The sequence below is a fragment of the Pseudomonas sp. H1h genome (genome assembly GCF_000633255.1).
In the GTDB taxonomy this organism is placed as follows: Bacteria; Pseudomonadota; Gammaproteobacteria; order Pseudomonadales; family Pseudomonadaceae; genus Aquipseudomonas.
The window spans coordinates 276,151-294,541 of the sequence record NZ_AYMJ01000008.1; the positions used below are offsets into that span (position 1 = coordinate 276,151).

Genomic DNA, 18,391 nt, shown 5'->3' on the forward strand with positions numbered 1-18,391 from the left:
TGTCGTGAACTATGCAAGATGCTTCGTGATTTCAGAATCGCGTTCCGAGTCTGAGCATAAGCGCATGAGATCTGGAGTCGTCCCCCAACCCGTAAGAGCCTTGATAGGTCACGCCTGTCGTCAACCCGCCTGGCAGGGCAACGTCAGCTCCCAGCGCGACGGTCATCAGGTTTTCGCTTTGCCCCTGGGTGGACACGCCATAGGTGGAGTCACTGATGTCGGCGTACCCCATGCGTGCCGTGCTGTCACCACTGAAAGTGTGGCTGTATTCGAGACGACCACGCAGGGTCAGCTCGGTCGGTTTCAGCGAAAAGCCGTATTGTCCGCGCAGGCCACCAGTTCCGGACAACACGTTCATGCGTTGCGCCGCGTATGCCAGATCGAATGCGCCGCTGCCTGACTCACGGAATCCGTCGAGTTTCGTCGATGACACGTCGATACGGCCATAGGGTGCAACACGCCAGGCGTCTTCCATGAATTCATAACCCGAGCTGAGCGAGCCGAAGAACTGATCGCCGTCACGCGAGCCCTTGGCGTATCCGCCGTTATCGGTCACATAGCGGCGACTGTCGAACGACAGGTTGCTGTACCCGAGCAAACCGTCGATGAATACGCGACCCGGGTGGAAACTGCCGTAGATTGCGCCGCTGAAGGAGTTTCCTTTGCTGTGGCTGCCTTGGGAACCGATATCGCTGGAGTCCCGGCCATACCCGAATCCGATGCCGGCGGTGAAGGAATCAAAGAAGCGATAGTCGACGCCGGCGCTCATGCCGACCATGGTGCTGTCGAGCTTCACATCGTCTCGGCGGGTATCACTGACGTTGACGTAGCCACCACTCCAGAACGACAGGTTCTCATCTCCCAGGAGTCCGTTGTTTGAGCCGGGCGCTGCGGACAATTGTGGGGAGGTTGTGCGATCGCTGCCACTGAGTGACGACAGTGCCTGGTACATCTCCGAGGCGCTGGTATTGCCGGTGCGTGACTGGCGTGATTGCGGCAAGCCGAGTTGCAAGTTGAAGCTGCTGCCACGACGGTTCTCTTTGTCGTGCAGTTGTTCGAGGCGGTCGTTGAAGTTGTCAATCTGTGCGCGGGCAAAACGTGCGGCACTTTGCGCTTGGGCGCCGAGCATGCCGATCACTTCCTGGTCTTTGCTCGGGTCGGAACGTCCGGCCACTTGCAGCGTCAGGGTGATGGGTTGCGACGCGCCCCAGCGATTGCTGAGGGTGTAACGGATGATCGCAGCGCCCGAAGCTTGTGCAGCAGCCACAAAGGTCATACTCGTCCCGCTGAGCGTCGTCTGTCCCATGGCTTTGGAAGGCGTGTCCACCAATGCCGCGCCGGTGAATGGCCCGCCGCTGATGCCATCGGCCAGGTTCACGGTGACGGCCTGCCCAGCGTACAAGGATGCGCTGCGGTCGGCGCCGCTTGGCAACGTGCCGCCGATGCTCAGGTTGTAAGCGACATTGAGCGTCGCACCGGTGGCGTCCTTGATTTGCACGGCAATGGTCGCCGAGCCTGCTTCCGAAGGTGTGCCGGAAATTATTCCGGAGGAGGCGTCGATGTTCAAGCCCGACGGCAGTCCGGTGGCGCTGAAACGATAGGGGTTGCTGCCACCGCTTAGGCTCAATGCTTGTGAGTAACGGGCACCGATTGTTGCCGCTGGCAGCTCCCCGGCGGCGGGGGAAACGATCAAGGTAGGGGCCGAAATCGTCAGATTGACCGTCGCTGCCGGTGAGGTGCCTGAGCCATTACTGGCGGTGTAGGTGAAGCTGTCTGTCCCGGAGAACCCGGCGACTGGCGTATAGGTGATCGTCAGGCCTCGGGCCATCGCACTGCCGTGCAATGGTGCCGTGACAACCGCGACCGACGTGGCTATTCCCCCCGCCAGTGACAGCGCAATGCTGCCGCTGCTATTGGCAGCGATGGCGGCGGAAACCGGGTTGGCCACAGGCACTGGCCCACCTGCAATGCTTAGTGTGTAATTGGCATTGCCGACGGCGCCATGTCGATCCGTCACGCTGACAGAGAGGTTGAAGCTGCCAGGACTGGTGGGCATACCACTCAGAACGCCGCTGGCTGTATCAAGGGTCAGCCCGGCGGGAACTCCGGAGCTTGTATAGCTATACGGCGCCGAGCCCCCGGTAGAGCTGAATGATTGACTGTAGGCCGTTCCAGCCTGACCGGCAGGCAATGCACCGGCAGCCGGGGTCAACACCAGTGTCGGCGCCGTCACCGTGAGCGTGACCGTCGCGGGGGAGGAGGTGCCCGACAAGTTGCTGGCGGTGTAGGTGAAGCTATCTGGGCCTGAGTAACCTGTCGCGGGGGTGTAGGTGATCGTGGTACCACTGGCAACCGCAGAACCGTGGAGCGGGGTAGAAGCGACAGCAACCGAACTGGCAACACCGCCAGACAGCGCGAGGTTCACTGGCGTACTGGCATTGGCGGCAACCGTGGCGGAAACAGCACCGGTGACGGGCAGTGCGCCTGCGACGATGTTGACCGAATAACCCGTGCTCCCCGTTGCGCCATGGCTATCGGTGGCCGTAATCGTGAAGTTAAAACTGCCGACACTGGTGGGTGTACCGCTCAACACGCCGCTGGCCGAATCAAGGTTCAAACCGCTCGGAACAGCCCCTGAACTTGAGTAACTGTAAGGCGCGGTTCCGCCCGCAGCGCTGAGCGATTGGCTGTAAGCCGTACCGATCTGGCCTGCAGGCAAGGAACCCGGGGTCACCGCCAAGGTTGGCTGTGTCACGGTGATGGATACGGTGGCTGCTGAAGAGGTGCCCGTCGTATTGCTCGCCGTGTAAATAAAGCTGTCCGTTCCCGAATAACCCGCAGCCGGCGTATAGGTGATGGAGGTGCCGCTAGCGGTGGCAACCCCGTGTAAAGGGGCGGATGCAACGGCAACAGACGTCGCAGTACCGCCTGAGAGGGCCACGGTGATCGGATTGCCGGAACTGTTGGCTGCCACGGTCGCGGACACATTGCTCGCATCTGGCGCAGCGACGGCCCGAGTGACCGTGATGGTGTACAGGTGCGTGGTGCTGCCGTCCTGGGCAGTGCCCATCACGCTGACGGTGTTCGACCCCGTGTTCAGGCTGATCGCTGGCGATGTAGCGCCGGAGCCCACGCTCATTCCGTTGACCGTGATCGTGGCGTTACTGTCGGAGGCCGTCGGCGTGAAGGTGATTGACGATACGTTGCTCGCGACCGCGACGTTGTAGGTACTGGTGCCCGATGAAAATGAAGGCGACAAGCTACCGGCTGAAGGGATCAGGTTCGACAGGGTGGCATCACTGGAAACCGCCGCACCACAGTTGATGGTCACCGTGCTCAGGTAGGTGCCGACCTTGATGCTGATGAACAAGCCATTAGTGAGATCCGCAGCAGATGCGGTACCAGTGTGGCTTCCTGAGCTTCCCGTGTTGCTGCGGTAATCAAAGTAGGGCGAGAAGGTGTTCGGATTGCGCAGGATCACATTATCGGCTGATGACGGATTGCTGTTACCGACGTTGCCGCCGTTGTCGCTGAACGTGACCGAGACACTCTCGCCGGCAGAAAAGGAACCAGCAGGATAGGAGCGAGAAAAGTTACCCGAACCGTTCAAACCGTTGAGCGTTGTGCAGCTCGCCGACAGTGCGTAGGCCGAAGAGGAATCAAACAGCAGACCGCAGATGGCGAGTGCCATGAACACAAAAAATCTGGAAACCCTGGATGAAACGTATCGACCGTTCAGTGGCGTTGTTTCGCAGACAAGCTTTTGTGTTGAGAACATGCAGAGAAACCTGATTCAGAGGCGGAGTGCGGGTTAGCCGAGCGCGCGCAATGCTGCCCATTCTGGCGACTTCTAAGGTATCGACAGAGCAGAATGGGTCTTTAAAGGTGGGGCTTTTTAGTTGGTTTGCGGGTTTTCGCCAGGCGCTGTTAGATCGCAAGTGGGATGATGGCAATATGGCATTCCCCGTAGGGAATCGCAATCTTCGTCCACAAAAGAATTGGGCAGCATAATTGGTGTGCGTTTAACCGACCGGGGATAGTTTGTAACTCAACCATTTGATAGGTTCGGATCCCGTCCACGTCTGCTTGTTGGATGGAGGTCAGCGTTTAGAAGAAATCGGTCTGGATAGGGTTGAGCTGGGTTCGAACTAAACGCTGTAGCTCATCGACAGTCTCAAGCGTTTCTAAATCGATTACCACAAGGCCACCTTCGAACGTTTTCATCCGATCAGGGTGAGTGCGAGTGGCCTTGGCGACTCCGACTCATCAATTTCATCACGGTGAATCGCCGCTAGTTCCGTAGGCGCCTCCAAGCCTAAAGGTGAGGCCAATTAGGAGGTGCCAGTCGTAACCAGCGCCATCCCAAATAATTCAAGCTCTGGGCGGTCTACCAAACAACCGAAAAGTAGCTCCAGCTTCCTGTCTCATCATGCGTTTATTGCTACAGTTTTTTGCCTGCGATAAAGAAGAGTTGTCGCAGTGAATCCGCACACGGCAGCGAACATTAGCCAATAAGCAGGGGATGCCTTGTCACCGGTGGCCTGCACGAGGATTGTCGACACTGCGGGCGTAAAGCCTCCAAACACGGCGGTCGCCAAGCTGAATGCTAGTGAAAACCCAACAACCCGCACGTTTTGTGGCATCACCTCAGTCAATGCCGCCACCATCGCACCGTTGTAAATTCCGAAGAAGAACGAAAAGTACAACAGCACGGCAAGCAGACGCTCGAAACTTGCTGCCGCGGCCAACCAATGCATAGCGGGGTAGGCGGTGAAGATACACAACACGGTAATTGCGAGCAGCAAGGGGCGACGGCCGATGCGATCAGAGAGCGAACCGCCGATGGGCAGCCAGATGAAGTTACTCAGGCCGACGAAGAGCGTCACCACTAGACTGTCGGTGGTGCTCAGGTTCAGCACCGTTCGACCGAACGTCGGTGTATACACGGTAATCAGATAGAACGTGGTGGTGGTCATCGAGGCCAGCAGGCCGCCCGCGAGCACCGTGCGCCAGTTGTCGCGCATCGAGCGAAATACCTCACTGGCACTTGGGTGATGACTGCGCGCTTTAAACGCTTCGGTTTCCTGGAGCGAGCGACGAATTATGAAGATGAACGGGATGATCACGCAGCCAATGAAGAACGGGATACGCCAGCCCCAGGCAGCCACTTCAGTAGCTTCCATAGACGCGTTGATCGCGTAGCCCAGGGCTGCCGCAAGAATGATCGCCACCTGCTGGCTGGCCGATTGCCAACTGGTGTAAAACCCGCGATGCCCTGGCGTGGCGATCTCAGCCAGATACACGGAGACCCCGCCCATTTCCGCACCGGCGGAGAAGCCCTGCAACAGTCGTCCGAGCAACACCAATATCGGTGCTGCGGTACCGATGCTGGCATAGCCAGGTACCAGGGCGATCAAGACGGTGCCCGCAGCCATGATCGACAGAGTCACGATCAGTCCTTTGCGCCGGCCTACCTTGTCGATGTACGCGCCCAGCACGATAGCGCCGAGTGGCCGCATCAGAAATCCCGAGCCGAATACGGCGAAAGTCATCATCAGCGACGCGAAATCGCTGCTGGCAGGAAAGAAGGTCTGCGAGATATAGGTCGCGTAGAACCCGAACAGAAAGAAGTCGAACTGTTCGAGAAAATTGCCGCTGGTGACCCGCAGGATGGCGCCCAGTTTCGATCCCTTGGATCGGCTGTCTTGAGTTGTTGTTTTCATCATGGCTACCGTGGTGATCAATATTATTTTTGGAATGGTTGGCAACGATCAGTCGCTTCCGGCATTGATCGGGTTGGGTTGGCGTTTTTCGATGGAGTACTTGAGCAGCGCGGCGCTGCGGAAGATGCCATGGGCGAATTTGCTGTAGGGCATGGTCAGAAAAAACGCCATGACCAATCCGAGGTGGATCGCCAGCATCAGGCCCAGTGCTGAAGTTTCACGAAATGCCAGGAGTGCCAGGCCGCTGGCGCTGACCAAAAACAGCAGCGCAATGAAACCGCGGTCCATGGGTTTCTGATTTTGGTCGCCGTGCTCAGGATTGCGAAGCAGGTTCAGCCACAACAATCCTGCGGGGCCGACCAGCAGACCGATTCCTCCTGCGATACCAAGCATTACTGGCACACTAAGGACGGGGTAGGGTGCTGACCAGTCCAGCAGGAAATGGTAGAGCGTCGCGACACCGGTGGCGGCGAAACACAGCAGGAAGCCGTAGAAGGTGAAATGGTGGAAACGACGCCGCCATAAGGTGAATTTATCATCGGCGTTATTGCAACCTTCGCCATGACCACCGTCCAGGTATTTGAGTCGGGCGATGTTGCCTGTGGCCTCCAATGCCGCAGCGGTTTTTTCCTGTGCCGGCGCATCGGCGGGTGATACGTTGCGCCAGAAATGCCGCACGCCGATCGTCAACGCCAGTACGGCGAAACAGAAGACCGCGCCGAACATCATCGCCAGGGTGTTATGCGGAAAAATTCCGTAGAAATTCCCACCGGGTATCGCCGTGAAGAGGTTGCCCATCAACAACAACGTGAGGCACAGGAACGACGCCAGCCCCACCCCGGAGGCCAGTGCCAGCGTCAACCCGTTGCGCCGATACAACTTGCCCATTGCCTGTGGCCAGGCGTACTCGGCGTACGTGTCGAGGCGAACTTTGGCCATCGCTTTTGGCACATTGATTTCGAATTCGTGGGGGGCTGCGTACTGACAGGCATGCAGGCACGCGCCGCAGTTGTGGCAGAGATTCGCCAGGTAGTGAATGTCCGCCTGGGAAAACTCCAGCCGCCGCGTCATGGCCGGAAAGACCGCGCAGAAACCCTCGCAATAACGGCAGGCATTGCACACCGTCATTTGCCGCTGCACTTCGCTTTCTTCGAGGTTGAGCACCGGAATCAGATTGCCGGGGGCATTGGGATCAAACAGCTGCATGTTGAAATTCCGTCGCTGAAGAAGTCATGAAACCGGCCGCTGCCGCTGCCTGCACACCGGCGATGCGCCCAAATGCAGTACCGATGGCCATGCCGATGCCGGCGGTGTAGCCCTTGCCGAGAACGTTGCCCGCCATCATTTCTCCTGCGACAAACAGGTTGGGGCTGGCCTCGCCGCTGAAGTGAACGGCGGCGGTTTCGTCGGTCGCCAGGCCCATATAGGTGAAGGTCACCCCAGGTTTGAGCGGGTAGGCATAGAAGGGAGGCTTGCCTAATGGGCGAGCCCAATGGGTTTTGGCGGGTGTGAGACCTTCGGTGTGGCAATCGTCCAACGCGGTGTGGTCGAAAGTACCGACATGGCAAGCCTTGTTGTAGTCCTCGATAGTTTTGACGAATTGCGCCACCGGTAGGTTCAACAGGCGGGCGAGTTCTTGCAGGGAGTTGGCCTTGGTACCCGGAAACACAGGTGGCATGAAACGACCGATCGCCTGCTGGTCGATGATGGAATATGCCTGCTGGCCGGGTTGTCCCGCCACCAGACGGCCCCAGATCGCATAGCGTTTCGGCCAGAAGTCTTCGCCCTCGTCATAGAAGCGTTCGCCGGCGCGATTGACCACCACACCCAACGACACGCAGTCGATACGGGTACAGATGCCTCCGTCGTAAAGTGGAGCGCGAGCGTCGATAGCCACCATGTGAGCCTGGGTTGGATCGCCAATGATATCGGCACCCAAGTCCTGCATGCGTCGCAGCAATACACCGGTATTAAAGCGTGTGCCGCGAATAAGGAAGTTGTCAGAGGGCCACTCGCCGCGCTCATTCTGGCCCCACGCCTCGCGCAGCCATTCACGGTTGGATTCGAAACCTCCGGCGGCCAGAACGCAGGTCTTGGCCAGAACTCGCTCGGCGGGAAAATGTTGCCCATTGACTTCACGCTCACCGATGTGGGCCGCGATAAATTTGCCATCCTTCAACTCGATGTCGGTGACTTGCGCGTTGTAGCGAATATTGACGCCTAAACGCTCGGCACTGCGAAAGTAGGCGTTGACCAGTGCTTTGCCACCGCCCATAAAAAACGCATTAGTGCGTGCAACATGCAGGGCTCCGGACAACGGTGGCTGAAAATGCACACCGTGTGAGCGCATCCAGCCGCGGCAACTAGACGACGCACGAATGACGATACGGGCGAGTTTTTCGTTGGTGATCCCGCCGGTGACCTTCAGCAGATCCTGCCAGTACTCTTCTTCGGGATAGGCGCCCACCAGCACATCCTGCGGTGCGTCATGCATGCAGCGCAGGTTTCGGGTGTGTTGTGAATTGCCGCCACGCCAGATTTTTGGGGAACCCTCCAGCAACATCACACTGGCACCTGACTCGCGGGCCATCAGTGCTGCGCACAGGGCAGCGTTGCCGCCACCAATTACTAAGACATCGATCATCATCGCTCCTCGGTCGCGAGGAGACATGAACGAAGGGCTCCTCGCGAGTGGGGAGACGGTAAGGCAGGTAGCTTGGCGTCGAAAGGTGCTGAACGAATTGGGGTGTTTAGTTTTATTAAAGGCTTTGCGCCGTTATTGCTGATCCGGGGTCAAGAGAGGAGGGCATTGCGACGGTCACGGCGCAATATCTTCGATCCACGAAGCTCCCGGCCATTGATGCTCCATGACCAACTGTCGAGCGACATCGGTGATGACCCGCCGTGCCGCTAGGGCGGCAGGCGATAACTCATCCTCAGCCAGCGTCGCCAACAGGTTTCGTCGCCCCACGTGTGCATCCGAAATTTGCACCACGGACAGACCTGACTCACCGCTGAGTGCCGCGGCGGCACCTGGTTGGATGGTTGCGGCGTGACCTGAGCGAACGGCGTTCATCAGCACGCCAAGACCGTCCACTTCCATGATGATGTTGGGCGCCATACCCAAACGTTCAAACGCAGCCATGAGCGTCGAACGCAAGCCGTGTTGTACGCTGGGCATCACCAACGGAAGCTGGCCCAGATCCACCAGCTGCACGCTGCTGCCCTTTGGCGCGTGGGATAGATGCGGGGAGGTGATGACAAAAAGTTTTTCATCGAGCAACGGTGTCACGCTCCATCGCTTGCCACCTTCGAGTTGAAACAGAATGGCTAAATCAATCTGGCGTGCATTGAGTTGCGCGGCCAAATGCCCGGATAGCATCTCCACTAGATGCAACTGAATATCTGGATAACGCTCGCGCATGGCGTTGATCAAAGGAAGGGCAAGAATGGTCGCAGTCGTAGGCGGTAATCCTACAGTCACGTACCCGCTCATGCGACCTCGATGGGCTGCCAAGATTGCATTGTCGGCTTGCCGTAGACACAACTGGGCGTGGTGTAGAAATGCCATACCGGCGCTGGTCGGTGTAACACCGGTGGTTGTGCGATTCAGGAGGCGGGTAGATAGTTCGTTTTCGAGTTTGGCGATCTGTTGGCTTAAAGCAGAAACGCCGACTTCCAGCTCAAGAGCTGCGCGTCCCAAGCTGCCTTCTTCGATTATTTTTACAAAATAGCGCAGTTGTCTTAGTTCCAAGAGTTGCAGCCCCATCTCAATTTCTATTGGAAGGTCTAGTGTTTGGATGGGCGAGAGCGTAACCGTCCCATCTATGTCGATTGAATTAATCACAGTCCACAACGAGTCGCTGAAAAAGTGGGTCTCTACATAGCCATCACCACTAGGGACGTGATTATCGATCTCGTACCTGCGCCACTCGATCATCGCTTGGTCATCAACCTAAACTGGCTTACGTTCGATGAGCCACGCTACCGCATTGAGAAATTGTCCGTGCGAAAAGACTAGGGTGTCTCGCGCCGGGTGCGTGACGAGGCAATTTAAGAACGATCGTGCGCGGCCAACAAACTCCAGAAACGACTCGGCACCTTCTCCATCAATGTAGGACGGATCTGCGTTCGCCTAATACTGTTCGACCCAAGTCGTTACATTCTGAAATTCACCTGGGATCGGTAAGCGTCCCCTTTTGGCCGTTTTGTGCCTTTCGCGAAGGTCAGTTGCCGACCCATAGCTGCCCTTCGCGAAAGGCAGCGAGCTCCATGAGCCGTCATTCAATGACTACGAATGGAGATGCTTAGCGCCCGTGTTCTTGTAACTTTGCGCATAGCATCACTCAGCGCGTGGACTTTTCAACTTAACCAATGTGCTAGCGAAAACCTTCTGTCTCGCCTGACCTCCTGATACCCAACAACGAAATCAGAGCTGGCATCAGCACTAATGCGCCTACCATGTTCCAGATAAACAGCAGTACCAGCAGCAAACCCATATCCGCCTGGAACTTCAAAGACGAAAACGCCCAGGTGCTCACCCCTAGGGCAAGCGTTATCCCAGTGAATGCGACGGATGTACCTGTGGTTTTCAGCGCTTCGAAATAGGCCTGTCGTAAACCCATGCCTTTGAGCAGGAAATGCTCCATACGGCTGTAAAGGTAAATACCGTAGTCGACACCGATGCCGACACCCAGAGCGATGACCGGCAGTGTGGCGATTTTCACGCCAAGCCCCATTTTTGCCATTACCGCCTCGCACAACACCGTAGAGAGGTAGAGCGGTGCCATAAGGGCAACGGTGACTTTTACCGACCTGAATTCCCACAGTACCACCATGGAAATGATCGCAAACACCAGCCCCAACATCAGCTTTTCGGAGTGCTTGATAACACTGTTGGTGGCGGCTTCTATACCGCCGTTGCCTGCTGCCTGAAGTATCTCAAACGGGACGGAGGCGAATTGCTGGTTGAACTGTTCGACGGCCTCACTGACCCGGCTCAGCGTCTGGGCCTTGTGATCTCGCAGATAGAGATTGATGGGTACCAGGCTGCAATTGCTATCGACCTGTTCGGCGGGGGCACCGGAGCGGGCATTGTTCATCACGTATGGGTCACGGGAAAGTTCTGCCCATTTTGGATTGCCTTCGTTACGCGCCACGATATTGAAGCGCATGGTGTCATACAGCGATTGCACAGATTCCACGCCTTCGACCTGCCGCAGTTGCCGCGCGAACTGATGGGCAAAGTCTGCGGCCGCAAAGCGCGAGCACTGTTCGGCGGGCGTCCTGAACATCACTACGTACAGGTCTGTGCTGGTCGTGTAGTGGGAAAGCAGATAGGCGTTGTCCTGGTTGTATCGGGAGTCGGAACGGAACTCCGGCGCACCTTCGTTGAGGTCACCGATCTTCAAGTCCTGCCGGGCCTGATAACCCACCGCCAGCAGCAACAGGCTGCCGAGAACCAGGGCGATGGCCAGCCGTGGTTCGACGACCGCCGCCAGGCGGCGAAACACCGGCCAGGAAGCCCGGGCTCGGGCATGTTGTCGGGCAATGGCGTAGGGACTGACGCCGACATAGGACATCAATACCGGTAGCAGGAACATCTTGGTGAAGATGGCGACGAATACCCCAATGCTGGCGGTGATTGCCAATTGCTTGATCACCCCGATATCGATCACCAGCAAGGTCATGAAGCCGATGGCATCGGCCAGCAGCGCCGTGGTGCCAGGGATGAACAGGGCACGGAAGGTGCGTCGTGAGGCTTGTGTCGCGTCGTACCCCTGGGCTGCTTCGCTGACCATCAGGTTGATGTTCTGCACCGCATGGCTGATGCCGATGGCGAATATCAGGAAAGGGATCAGGATCGAGTAGGGGTCCAGACCATAGCCGAGCAGATCAAGTATGCCCAGTTGGCCCACGACGGTCAGCAGGCAGGTCGCTACGGTCACCGCCGTACTGCGCCAGCAACGACAATAGGCGAAGAGCAGCACGCTGATCAGCACTACGGTGATAACGAAGAACAGCGCGATGTTTGCCGTCGCCGCGAGCAGATCGCCAATGATCTGGGCAAAGCCGATCACTCGTATGGTCACGCCACGATCCGCAAAGTGAGCGCGTATCTGCGTGTCCAGCGCTTGGCTGAACGCGCCGTAGTCCAGAGGCTGGCCCGTTTGTGGGTCGGTATCGAGCAATGGCACGCGGATAATGGTGGAGCGCAAGTCATTGGCCACCAGGCTGCCAAGCATGTTGGCCCGCAGAATGTTCTGCCGCACCTGGGCCAGGGACTGCGCGCTGCCATCGTAACCATCGGGGATCACCCGGCCGCTGCGCACGCCGTCGGTGGTGACTTCTGACCATACCGCGTTCGGCGTCCACAGTGATTTGAGTTTGCCCCGGTCGACCCCGGCGATGTAGAAGATCCGGTCGTTGACTTCACGCAGGGTATCGAGAAACCCTGGTGTCAGGATGTCGCCCTGTGGATTCTCTACAATGATGCGCAGCACGTTGCTTTGCGGGCGAAGCACTTCCTCGAATCGCAAGTAGTTCTTGATGTAGGGGTGGCTGGTGGGAATCATCCGGGTGAAGCTGGCATCCGCTTTCAGCGCCAGGGCTTTGTAGCCCAGCAGCAACGAGACCAGTACGAACAGGGTCAGCACGGCCACCCGATGTTGGAACAGCAGATGTTCCAGTGCGGTCATCCATCGCGACTCAGGGCTGGCCGAGCGTGCTTGTGTCGGCAGTCGTCGGCTGGCGGGGGCATTCATTGCAAGTACTCCTTGATCTCATTCGGTTCGAGCAGGCGCAACCCACGGTTACTTACCAGCGCCAGCGTCCCGTCAGGCAGCGCGGCCGCTCCCAGCCAGACGGATTTGTCGCGTACCTGCAAGACGCGCAATTGCTGCATGTCATGGCTGTAGATCAGACCGGCCTGGCCGGTGATCAACACACTGTCGTCCGGCAGTTGTTCGGCGCCGTACAGGTGGGACCCGTTCGACAGGCGACTGGCTTGCCACTGCTGGCCATCGTCCTTGCTGATAAACAGCGCGCCGCCGAAACCCATGGCCAGTACATGGCCGTCGCGCAGCTGCGTCAATTTGTAAAGCGATGCCGGCGTCAGCACCTGCGCTGGTTGCCACCGACCGGCAGACTGCCGATAAAGGCGTCCGCCTTCCCCGGCGATCATCAGGTCGCCATTGGCCAGCCCCAGCACCGTGTTCAAGTGCAGGCGATCAGGGTTGTCCAGCTCGGGTACATAGGCCCAGCTAATGCCGCCATCGGTAGTATGCAAGACGATCCCGTAGGCACCGACGACCCAGCCTTCGCGGGCGTCGCGAAACCAGACGTCCAGTAAGGGACGAGACGGCCCGGCGTCCATACCGGCGCTGATGTCGTCCAGGGCAAAACGAGCGTTCTCCTGCGCCGGCTCGGTTGCCGTCGTGTCGGCTTCCAGGCGTTCGACCTCACGTTGCGCCCACTCAAGCATCAACGCATTGATGGCCTTGCCATCGAGCTGTCGGGTCCAGTTGACGCCAGCATCGGCGCTATGAAGTACCACACCGTCGTGGCCTACCGCCCAACCCTGGCGGTCATCGACGAAGTGCACGGCTGTCAGTAGGAGGTCTACGGGTACATGAGCCTGTTCAATTCGGCCATCATTCGAGCGCAGCAAGATGTGGCCATCGGCACCGACCATAACCAGGTGATCGCCCACACGTTGCAGGTCGGTCAGGAGCGCGTTCTGTGCCCTGGCACTGAGAGGTGAGGAACGTTCGAGCCGATCGGTCAGTGGCGCTGCGCACGCTGTCGTGGACAGCATGCCGAGGCTCAGGCTCAAGAGAACAGCCCGGCAGGCAAGGTTAGGCTTATTCATCGCGTGACTCTCAAAATCGCGGGAGGATGGCCGCAAGGCCATCCCGGGGCAGGGGTCAGCGACCCGAGCGGCGCAGGGCCGAAGGGCTGAAGTCTGTCAACTTGGCGGTAATGCCGAATTGCGCACTGCGTTCTTCGTTCTCCAGGCCGTAAACCGCATAACGCCGTGCCTGCAGGTCGTAGACCACTTCGCTGATGTGCATGGCCGAGAGCACGTCGTAGCGTTGCAGCGAGTGGGCTTCCTGGACGCGCCACAACTCGCCGCGACCGTCATAGAGATCAGCAGCCAGGATGCTCCAGCTATCTTCATCAACGTAGAACACCCGTTTGGCGTAGATGTGCCGCTCGCCCGGCTTCAGGGTCGCTTCGACCACCCAGACGCGGTGCATCTCGTAACGCAGCAAATCCTGATTCAAGTGGTTGGGCTGGATGATGTCCTTGTACTTAAGCGAGCGGTTGGCCAGCTTGTAGGTGTTGTAGGGCACCAGCATTTCTTTCTTGCCGAGCAACTTCCACTGGTACTTGTCGGTGGCACCGTTGTACACGTCGATAGTGTCGTAGGTGCGCAGACCATCGGAGGTGCCCAGTGGTGAGTCATAGGCGGCTTCCGGTGCACGCAATACGCGACGCTGGCCGGGGTTGTAGGTCCAGGCCAGACGGGCTTCCCGGGTTTGGTCGATGGGCTCGTGAATCAGGGTCTGGCCGCCGGCCACGCTTTCCGGCGAGGTCACCTTGCCGAAGTAGTAATAGAGACGATTCGGTTCAGGGTTGCCCATGGACGAGGCCATGATGGCTTTGACTTCACGACGGATCGGCGTGAAGTTGCCATTGCTCTGCACCACCATTTCAGTGGGGTAGAACAGGTAACCACCGGTGCGATAGCGCACGAAATGGTTGAACAGTACCTCCACGCCCGTCTTGGGAATCGGGAAGGGCACGCTGCTTTTCTCATAGCCAACCAGGCCATTGCCGCCATCGGCAAGGCTGACGCTGGTCGCTTCCTTACGGATCTGCGCGTAGGCCTCCTGCGGCAGGGCTGCGGTCCGATGGCTGGGATAAACCGCCATCGAGAAGTCCGGGTATTTGGCCAGCATGGCCTGGTAACCCGGCGTCAGGTGCGCGGCGTATTGCTTCAGGTTGGCGGCATTGACGGTATACAGCGGCTGTTCGTTGGCGAACGGATCGACATAGCCCTGGCCCGGCGTAAAACCGCCCGGAGGCTGGGTCAGGCCGCCGGTCCAGGCCGGAATGCCGCCATCGGCGTTACCGGCTTTTTCGGCGCCGGTGGGGGTCAGGTCCTGGCCCAGTCGATTGACTTGGCTGGCCTCCAGCCCGGCCATCGCCAATGTGCTGATCAGGCTGAGCATGCTGCCCAGAGCGGCAGTGCGGAGCATTGTTGTTTTCATGGTAAACCTCAGGTTCAGAAGCCCACGCGCAGGCTGAGGGAAACAAAATCCTTGTCGGTGGCGGCGAAGGGGCTATTGCCGCTACCGGACCAGGACAGCTCTGCAGAATATTTCTGCAGGTAATCGAACTTGGTACCTACCGAACCGAGCAAACGGTCTTCGGAGAAAACGCCGTCATACGACCAGCCTTTGATGTCCTGGCCGAACGCGATGTAGGGCGAAACGTTGATCCCGGCCAGCAGGCCGGGGTAGTTCAGTTGCGCACGCATGCGGTAGCCCCAGGCGAACTTGCTGGTGTAGCCATCGCTGGAGCAGCCGAGCTTGCGGTAGCCGACCTCGGGCACACCGAGCAGGCAGCCTCTTGCATTGCCATTGGCAAGGTCCGACCCGAAGGTGTCGGCCTTGGCATAACGTCGGTCGTCGAGGCTCGGCAAGTCGTGCATGTACTTCATGCCCACCTCGCCGACGAGGTTGAGGCTGTCGGCACCCATGACCTGGGGAAAGGACTTGAGTGCGCCTAGGGACAGCTGCGAGATTTTGCGGCGGTCGTAACCGTTGTACGTCGAGCCTGGTGTGGCGTTGAGTGCATCCTGGCCCAAGGTAATGTCCTGCCCGATCAGCTGCCCGAGCTGGGTGGGGTTGCCGGCGAAGGCAGGGATCAGGTCACCGGTAGCCAGTTGCACAGGCTGGTTGGGGCGAAAGCTGTATTCGCCGAACACCGAAGTGCCCCACAGATTGGTCGAGAAGCTCAGGCCATAAATGCGGATGTCCTCGGGGAAGTCGGCAAAGTAGCGGCCATTGGTGGCTTGTTGATTGGGCAGCCAGCCAGCGCCAGTGTCCGGGCGCAGGTCGGTGATCAGGCTAGAGTAGGGCGTGCGTGCGTGAATGTTCATGGCATAGGCACCGAACTCGGTGTCGATGCTGTCGGCGAAATAGCGCAGGGCCGCGCCGAACTGGCCGGCGTCGGAGGGGTCGTTGTCGTCGGCACGCCGGATGATCTGGTCGTTGGCAAAACTGGCCGGGTCATTGGCGCCTCCTCGCGGTACCCCGTAGCAGCCTTCGGGAATGAAGTCGTTGGTGGAGAAATAGGTTCCGCAACCTTCCAGCACGGTTTTGCGCCATTGCAATTGATAAAAAGCTTCGAGGTTGAGGTTGTCGGTCACACCGAAATTGCCGTAGAGCATGGGCACCGGCAATAACGCTTCCTTGACCTGTGATCCCGGACGGCGCAAGGCAGCGACGTCGATCGGATTGATGGCGTTGATCCCGTTCTGAAAGTACAGGCCTTCGCCCCAGTTGATCACCTGATTACCGACCCGTGCGTTGAGCGGGTGATCAGCGATAGTGAAGTCACCGAATACATAGGCGTCCAGCAAGGCCAGGCCTTGAAACCTGGCCAGTTCGTCGAAGTGGCTGTCGTCCAGCTTGCTGTCGGACTTGTAGCCGTTGGATGAGTGACCAAAGTCCACTTCACGATTGTTCAGGGTGTAGTCGTACCAGGCCTTGCCCCGAACGAAGGCGCCGTAATTGCGCCAGTTCAGTTCCATTTCTGCCAGCAGGGTGATCGGTGACGACACAAGGTTGCGCTTGCGAAAGTTCAGGCGCCCGTCATCGCCGGTACGACCCCCACTGGCGTTGAAGTCACCCGGCTTGCCATAACCGATGGCGTTGGCATTGCCTCGGAAGATATTGTCGGCACTGGGTTTCTCCGCGCTCCACACGCCACCGACGCTGAGGCTGCCGTTGTAGCGGCCGCTGACTTCACCCCAATTGAATTCGGCGGCACTGGCGTAGTTGCAAAGCGCGCAGGCCAGGGGCGTGAGCAAAAAGCTCACCAGTGTTCGTTGTTGTGCTGCTGATTTACGACGGGCTCGTTGGGAGCTCATGGTGGCTGCCTCTTAATTATTTTTATAGGAAGACGCGCAGCACTCGGCGCAGCATCAGCCAGGTGCTGTTGAATCAACTGGGGTTGCAACCACCGGCCCGGAGGACCGGTCAAGGGATTCGCTAGCGCAAGGCCGGAATCAGAGCGCTGACCATGCTGTTGAACGCGGCGGTGCTGTCCGCCGCCTGACGCGGCACTGCCGGCGCCGTGCCAGCGCTGGTTGGCCGGGGGGCGAGATCCGGCGCCGAGGACATCTTGACGATGACCAGTTCACGTTTGGGGTTGATGTAGATGCGCTGGCCGAAGCGCCCGGCGGCTTCGATCGACCCGTCGCCATCGTTCTTCTGGTACCAGTAGTCATGGTAGGAGTAGCCGGTACGATCCCGAGCCTTGGCGCTCTGGGCGATCAGGGCCTGATTGTCCTTGGGGCTGAGAGCCAGTTGCACACCCTGGACGAAGGGCGATTTGCCGTCGGTTCTGGCCTGGGCAAGGCGAATGGCTTCGGCAAATCGCGCAGCATCGCGCAGGGTGCTGCTCATGCCGCCGCTGGCCATCTCGGTGCCCAATGCGTCGATCTGGGTGTAGGCATCCTCCTCGGCGAACTGCGACCAGATGCGCTCAGACACCAGTTGCGCCCAAGTCTTGCCGGTGATCTTACGAATGGCCCACGCCACGGCCTCCGGCGAGCCATTCTGGTAGTACCAGATCGGTGTGGCGCTGGCCGTCGCAGGCAAGGTGGCGGCTTGAAGGAAACTGTAGATGCTGTCGGGCATGCCTGGCTTGCGCGGCACGATCCCGGCTGCGGCAAACAGGCCGATGTCCGGTGGCACCTTGTCGGGGTAGACGGCCTCTACCTGCATATCGAGGTTTTGTTGCACGGTAGCCTCGCCAAAGGGTGTACCGACCAGTTCCGGCACATAGCTGGCCAGTTTTGCCTCGGGCGACATCTTGCCTTCGGCAATCAGGCTGGCGGCGAGTACGCCGGTGACCGATTTGGTCATCGACGCCCAGATATGCAACTGACCGGGACCGAAGGAATCGAGATAACGCTCGTACACCACCTTGCCGCCTTGCAGAACGATAAAACCATCGGTGCAGGTGTCGTGCAGATATTGCGCCAAGGTCAGCGACTGCTCACCGACACTGAACTGCAACGGGTCGAGCGCTGAATCGTCGCCAGCCTTGAGCATCAACGGGCTGGGTGCGCGCCGAATGCCCGTGGTCGCGGACAACGCCCTGGCGTTGCGCAAGGCCCAGCGCAGGTTGGGCATTTCGAAGGCATTCTGTCTGGTCACGCGCTTGTCCATAGCGGGAGGAAAACCTTGCATCACCCCCAAGCGGATGGGGTCGGTGCTGTCACTGGCGGCCTGGCTGTGGGCGCTGATGAGCGCCAGCAGCAGCGCTGGCAGCACGCGCTTGCAACCGGTGAGCGAGGTTGGGATTACGGGCGTTATACAACTCATTCTTGTTATCTCCTGACATTACAGCGTGAGGGGAGCGCCGATCCC

At 58.9% G+C, this 18,391-nt stretch carries 11 protein-coding genes; all 11 read right to left on the reverse strand.

Going from position 1 to position 18,391, the window contains the following annotated elements; all coding sequences use genetic code 11:
- Positions 1-31 precede the first annotated feature (31 nt).
- The 11 genes from U862_RS29455 to U862_RS0107285 all read right to left on the reverse strand — a co-directional run bounded on the left by U862_RS29455 (position 32) and on the right by U862_RS0107285 (position 18,346).
- Positions 32-3,691: an autotransporter domain-containing protein gene (locus U862_RS29455; protein ID WP_177327319.1), complete on the reverse strand. Its 3,660-nt coding sequence runs from the start codon at positions 3,689-3,691 to the stop codon at positions 32-34.
- 736 nt (positions 3,692-4,427) lie between these two features.
- Complete coding sequence (locus U862_RS0107245) at positions 4,428-5,726, reverse strand: MFS transporter (protein WP_025109767.1); 1,299 nt, start codon at positions 5,724-5,726, stop codon at positions 4,428-4,430.
- Between the two features lie 45 nt (positions 5,727-5,771).
- Positions 5,772-6,929: a tricarballylate utilization 4Fe-4S protein TcuB gene (gene tcuB, locus U862_RS0107250; RefSeq protein ID WP_025109768.1), complete on the reverse strand. Its 1,158-nt coding sequence runs from the start codon at positions 6,927-6,929 to the stop codon at positions 5,772-5,774.
- The gene (gene tcuA / locus U862_RS0107255; RefSeq protein WP_025109769.1) at positions 6,916-8,367 is read right to left on the reverse strand and encodes an FAD-dependent tricarballylate dehydrogenase TcuA; all 1,452 of its coding nucleotides are present in this window, start codon (positions 8,365-8,367) and stop codon (positions 6,916-6,918) included. The genes tcuB and tcuA overlap by 14 nt, the downstream gene beginning before the upstream one ends.
- Before the next feature lie 174 nt (positions 8,368-8,541).
- Positions 8,542-9,477 carry a LysR substrate-binding domain-containing protein gene (locus U862_RS0107260; RefSeq protein WP_025109770.1) on the reverse strand — a complete coding sequence of 312 codons (936 nt, stop codon included), beginning with the start codon at positions 9,475-9,477 and terminating at the stop codon, positions 8,542-8,544.
- Positions 9,478-9,678: 201 nt separating this feature from the next.
- On the reverse strand, positions 9,679-9,837 hold the full coding sequence (locus U862_RS31075; protein WP_256214641.1) for a histidine phosphatase family protein: 159 nt from the start codon (positions 9,835-9,837) through the stop codon (positions 9,679-9,681).
- A 265-nt stretch (positions 9,838-10,102) separates the two neighbouring features.
- On the reverse strand, positions 10,103-12,487 hold the full coding sequence (locus U862_RS0107265) for an RND family transporter (protein WP_025109771.1): 2,385 nt from the start codon (positions 12,485-12,487) through the stop codon (positions 10,103-10,105).
- Complete coding sequence (locus tag U862_RS0107270; RefSeq protein WP_025109772.1) at positions 12,484-13,593, reverse strand: hypothetical protein; 1,110 nt, start codon at positions 13,591-13,593, stop codon at positions 12,484-12,486. The genes U862_RS0107265 and U862_RS0107270 overlap by 4 nt, the downstream gene beginning before the upstream one ends.
- Positions 13,594-13,648: 55 nt before the next feature.
- Positions 13,649-14,998 (reverse strand): DUF1329 domain-containing protein, encoded by a 1,350-nt coding sequence (locus U862_RS0107275; protein ID WP_025109773.1) that lies wholly within the window; start codon positions 14,996-14,998, stop codon positions 13,649-13,651.
- 14 nt (positions 14,999-15,012) lie between these two features.
- On the reverse strand, positions 15,013-16,833 hold the full coding sequence (locus tag U862_RS0107280) for a DUF1302 domain-containing protein (protein ID WP_256214637.1): 1,821 nt from the start codon (positions 16,831-16,833) through the stop codon (positions 15,013-15,015).
- Between the two features lie 172 nt (positions 16,834-17,005).
- Positions 17,006-18,346 (reverse strand): serine hydrolase, encoded by a 1,341-nt coding sequence (locus U862_RS0107285; RefSeq protein WP_025109775.1) that lies wholly within the window; start codon positions 18,344-18,346, stop codon positions 17,006-17,008.
- Positions 18,347-18,391: the final 45 nt, after the last annotated feature.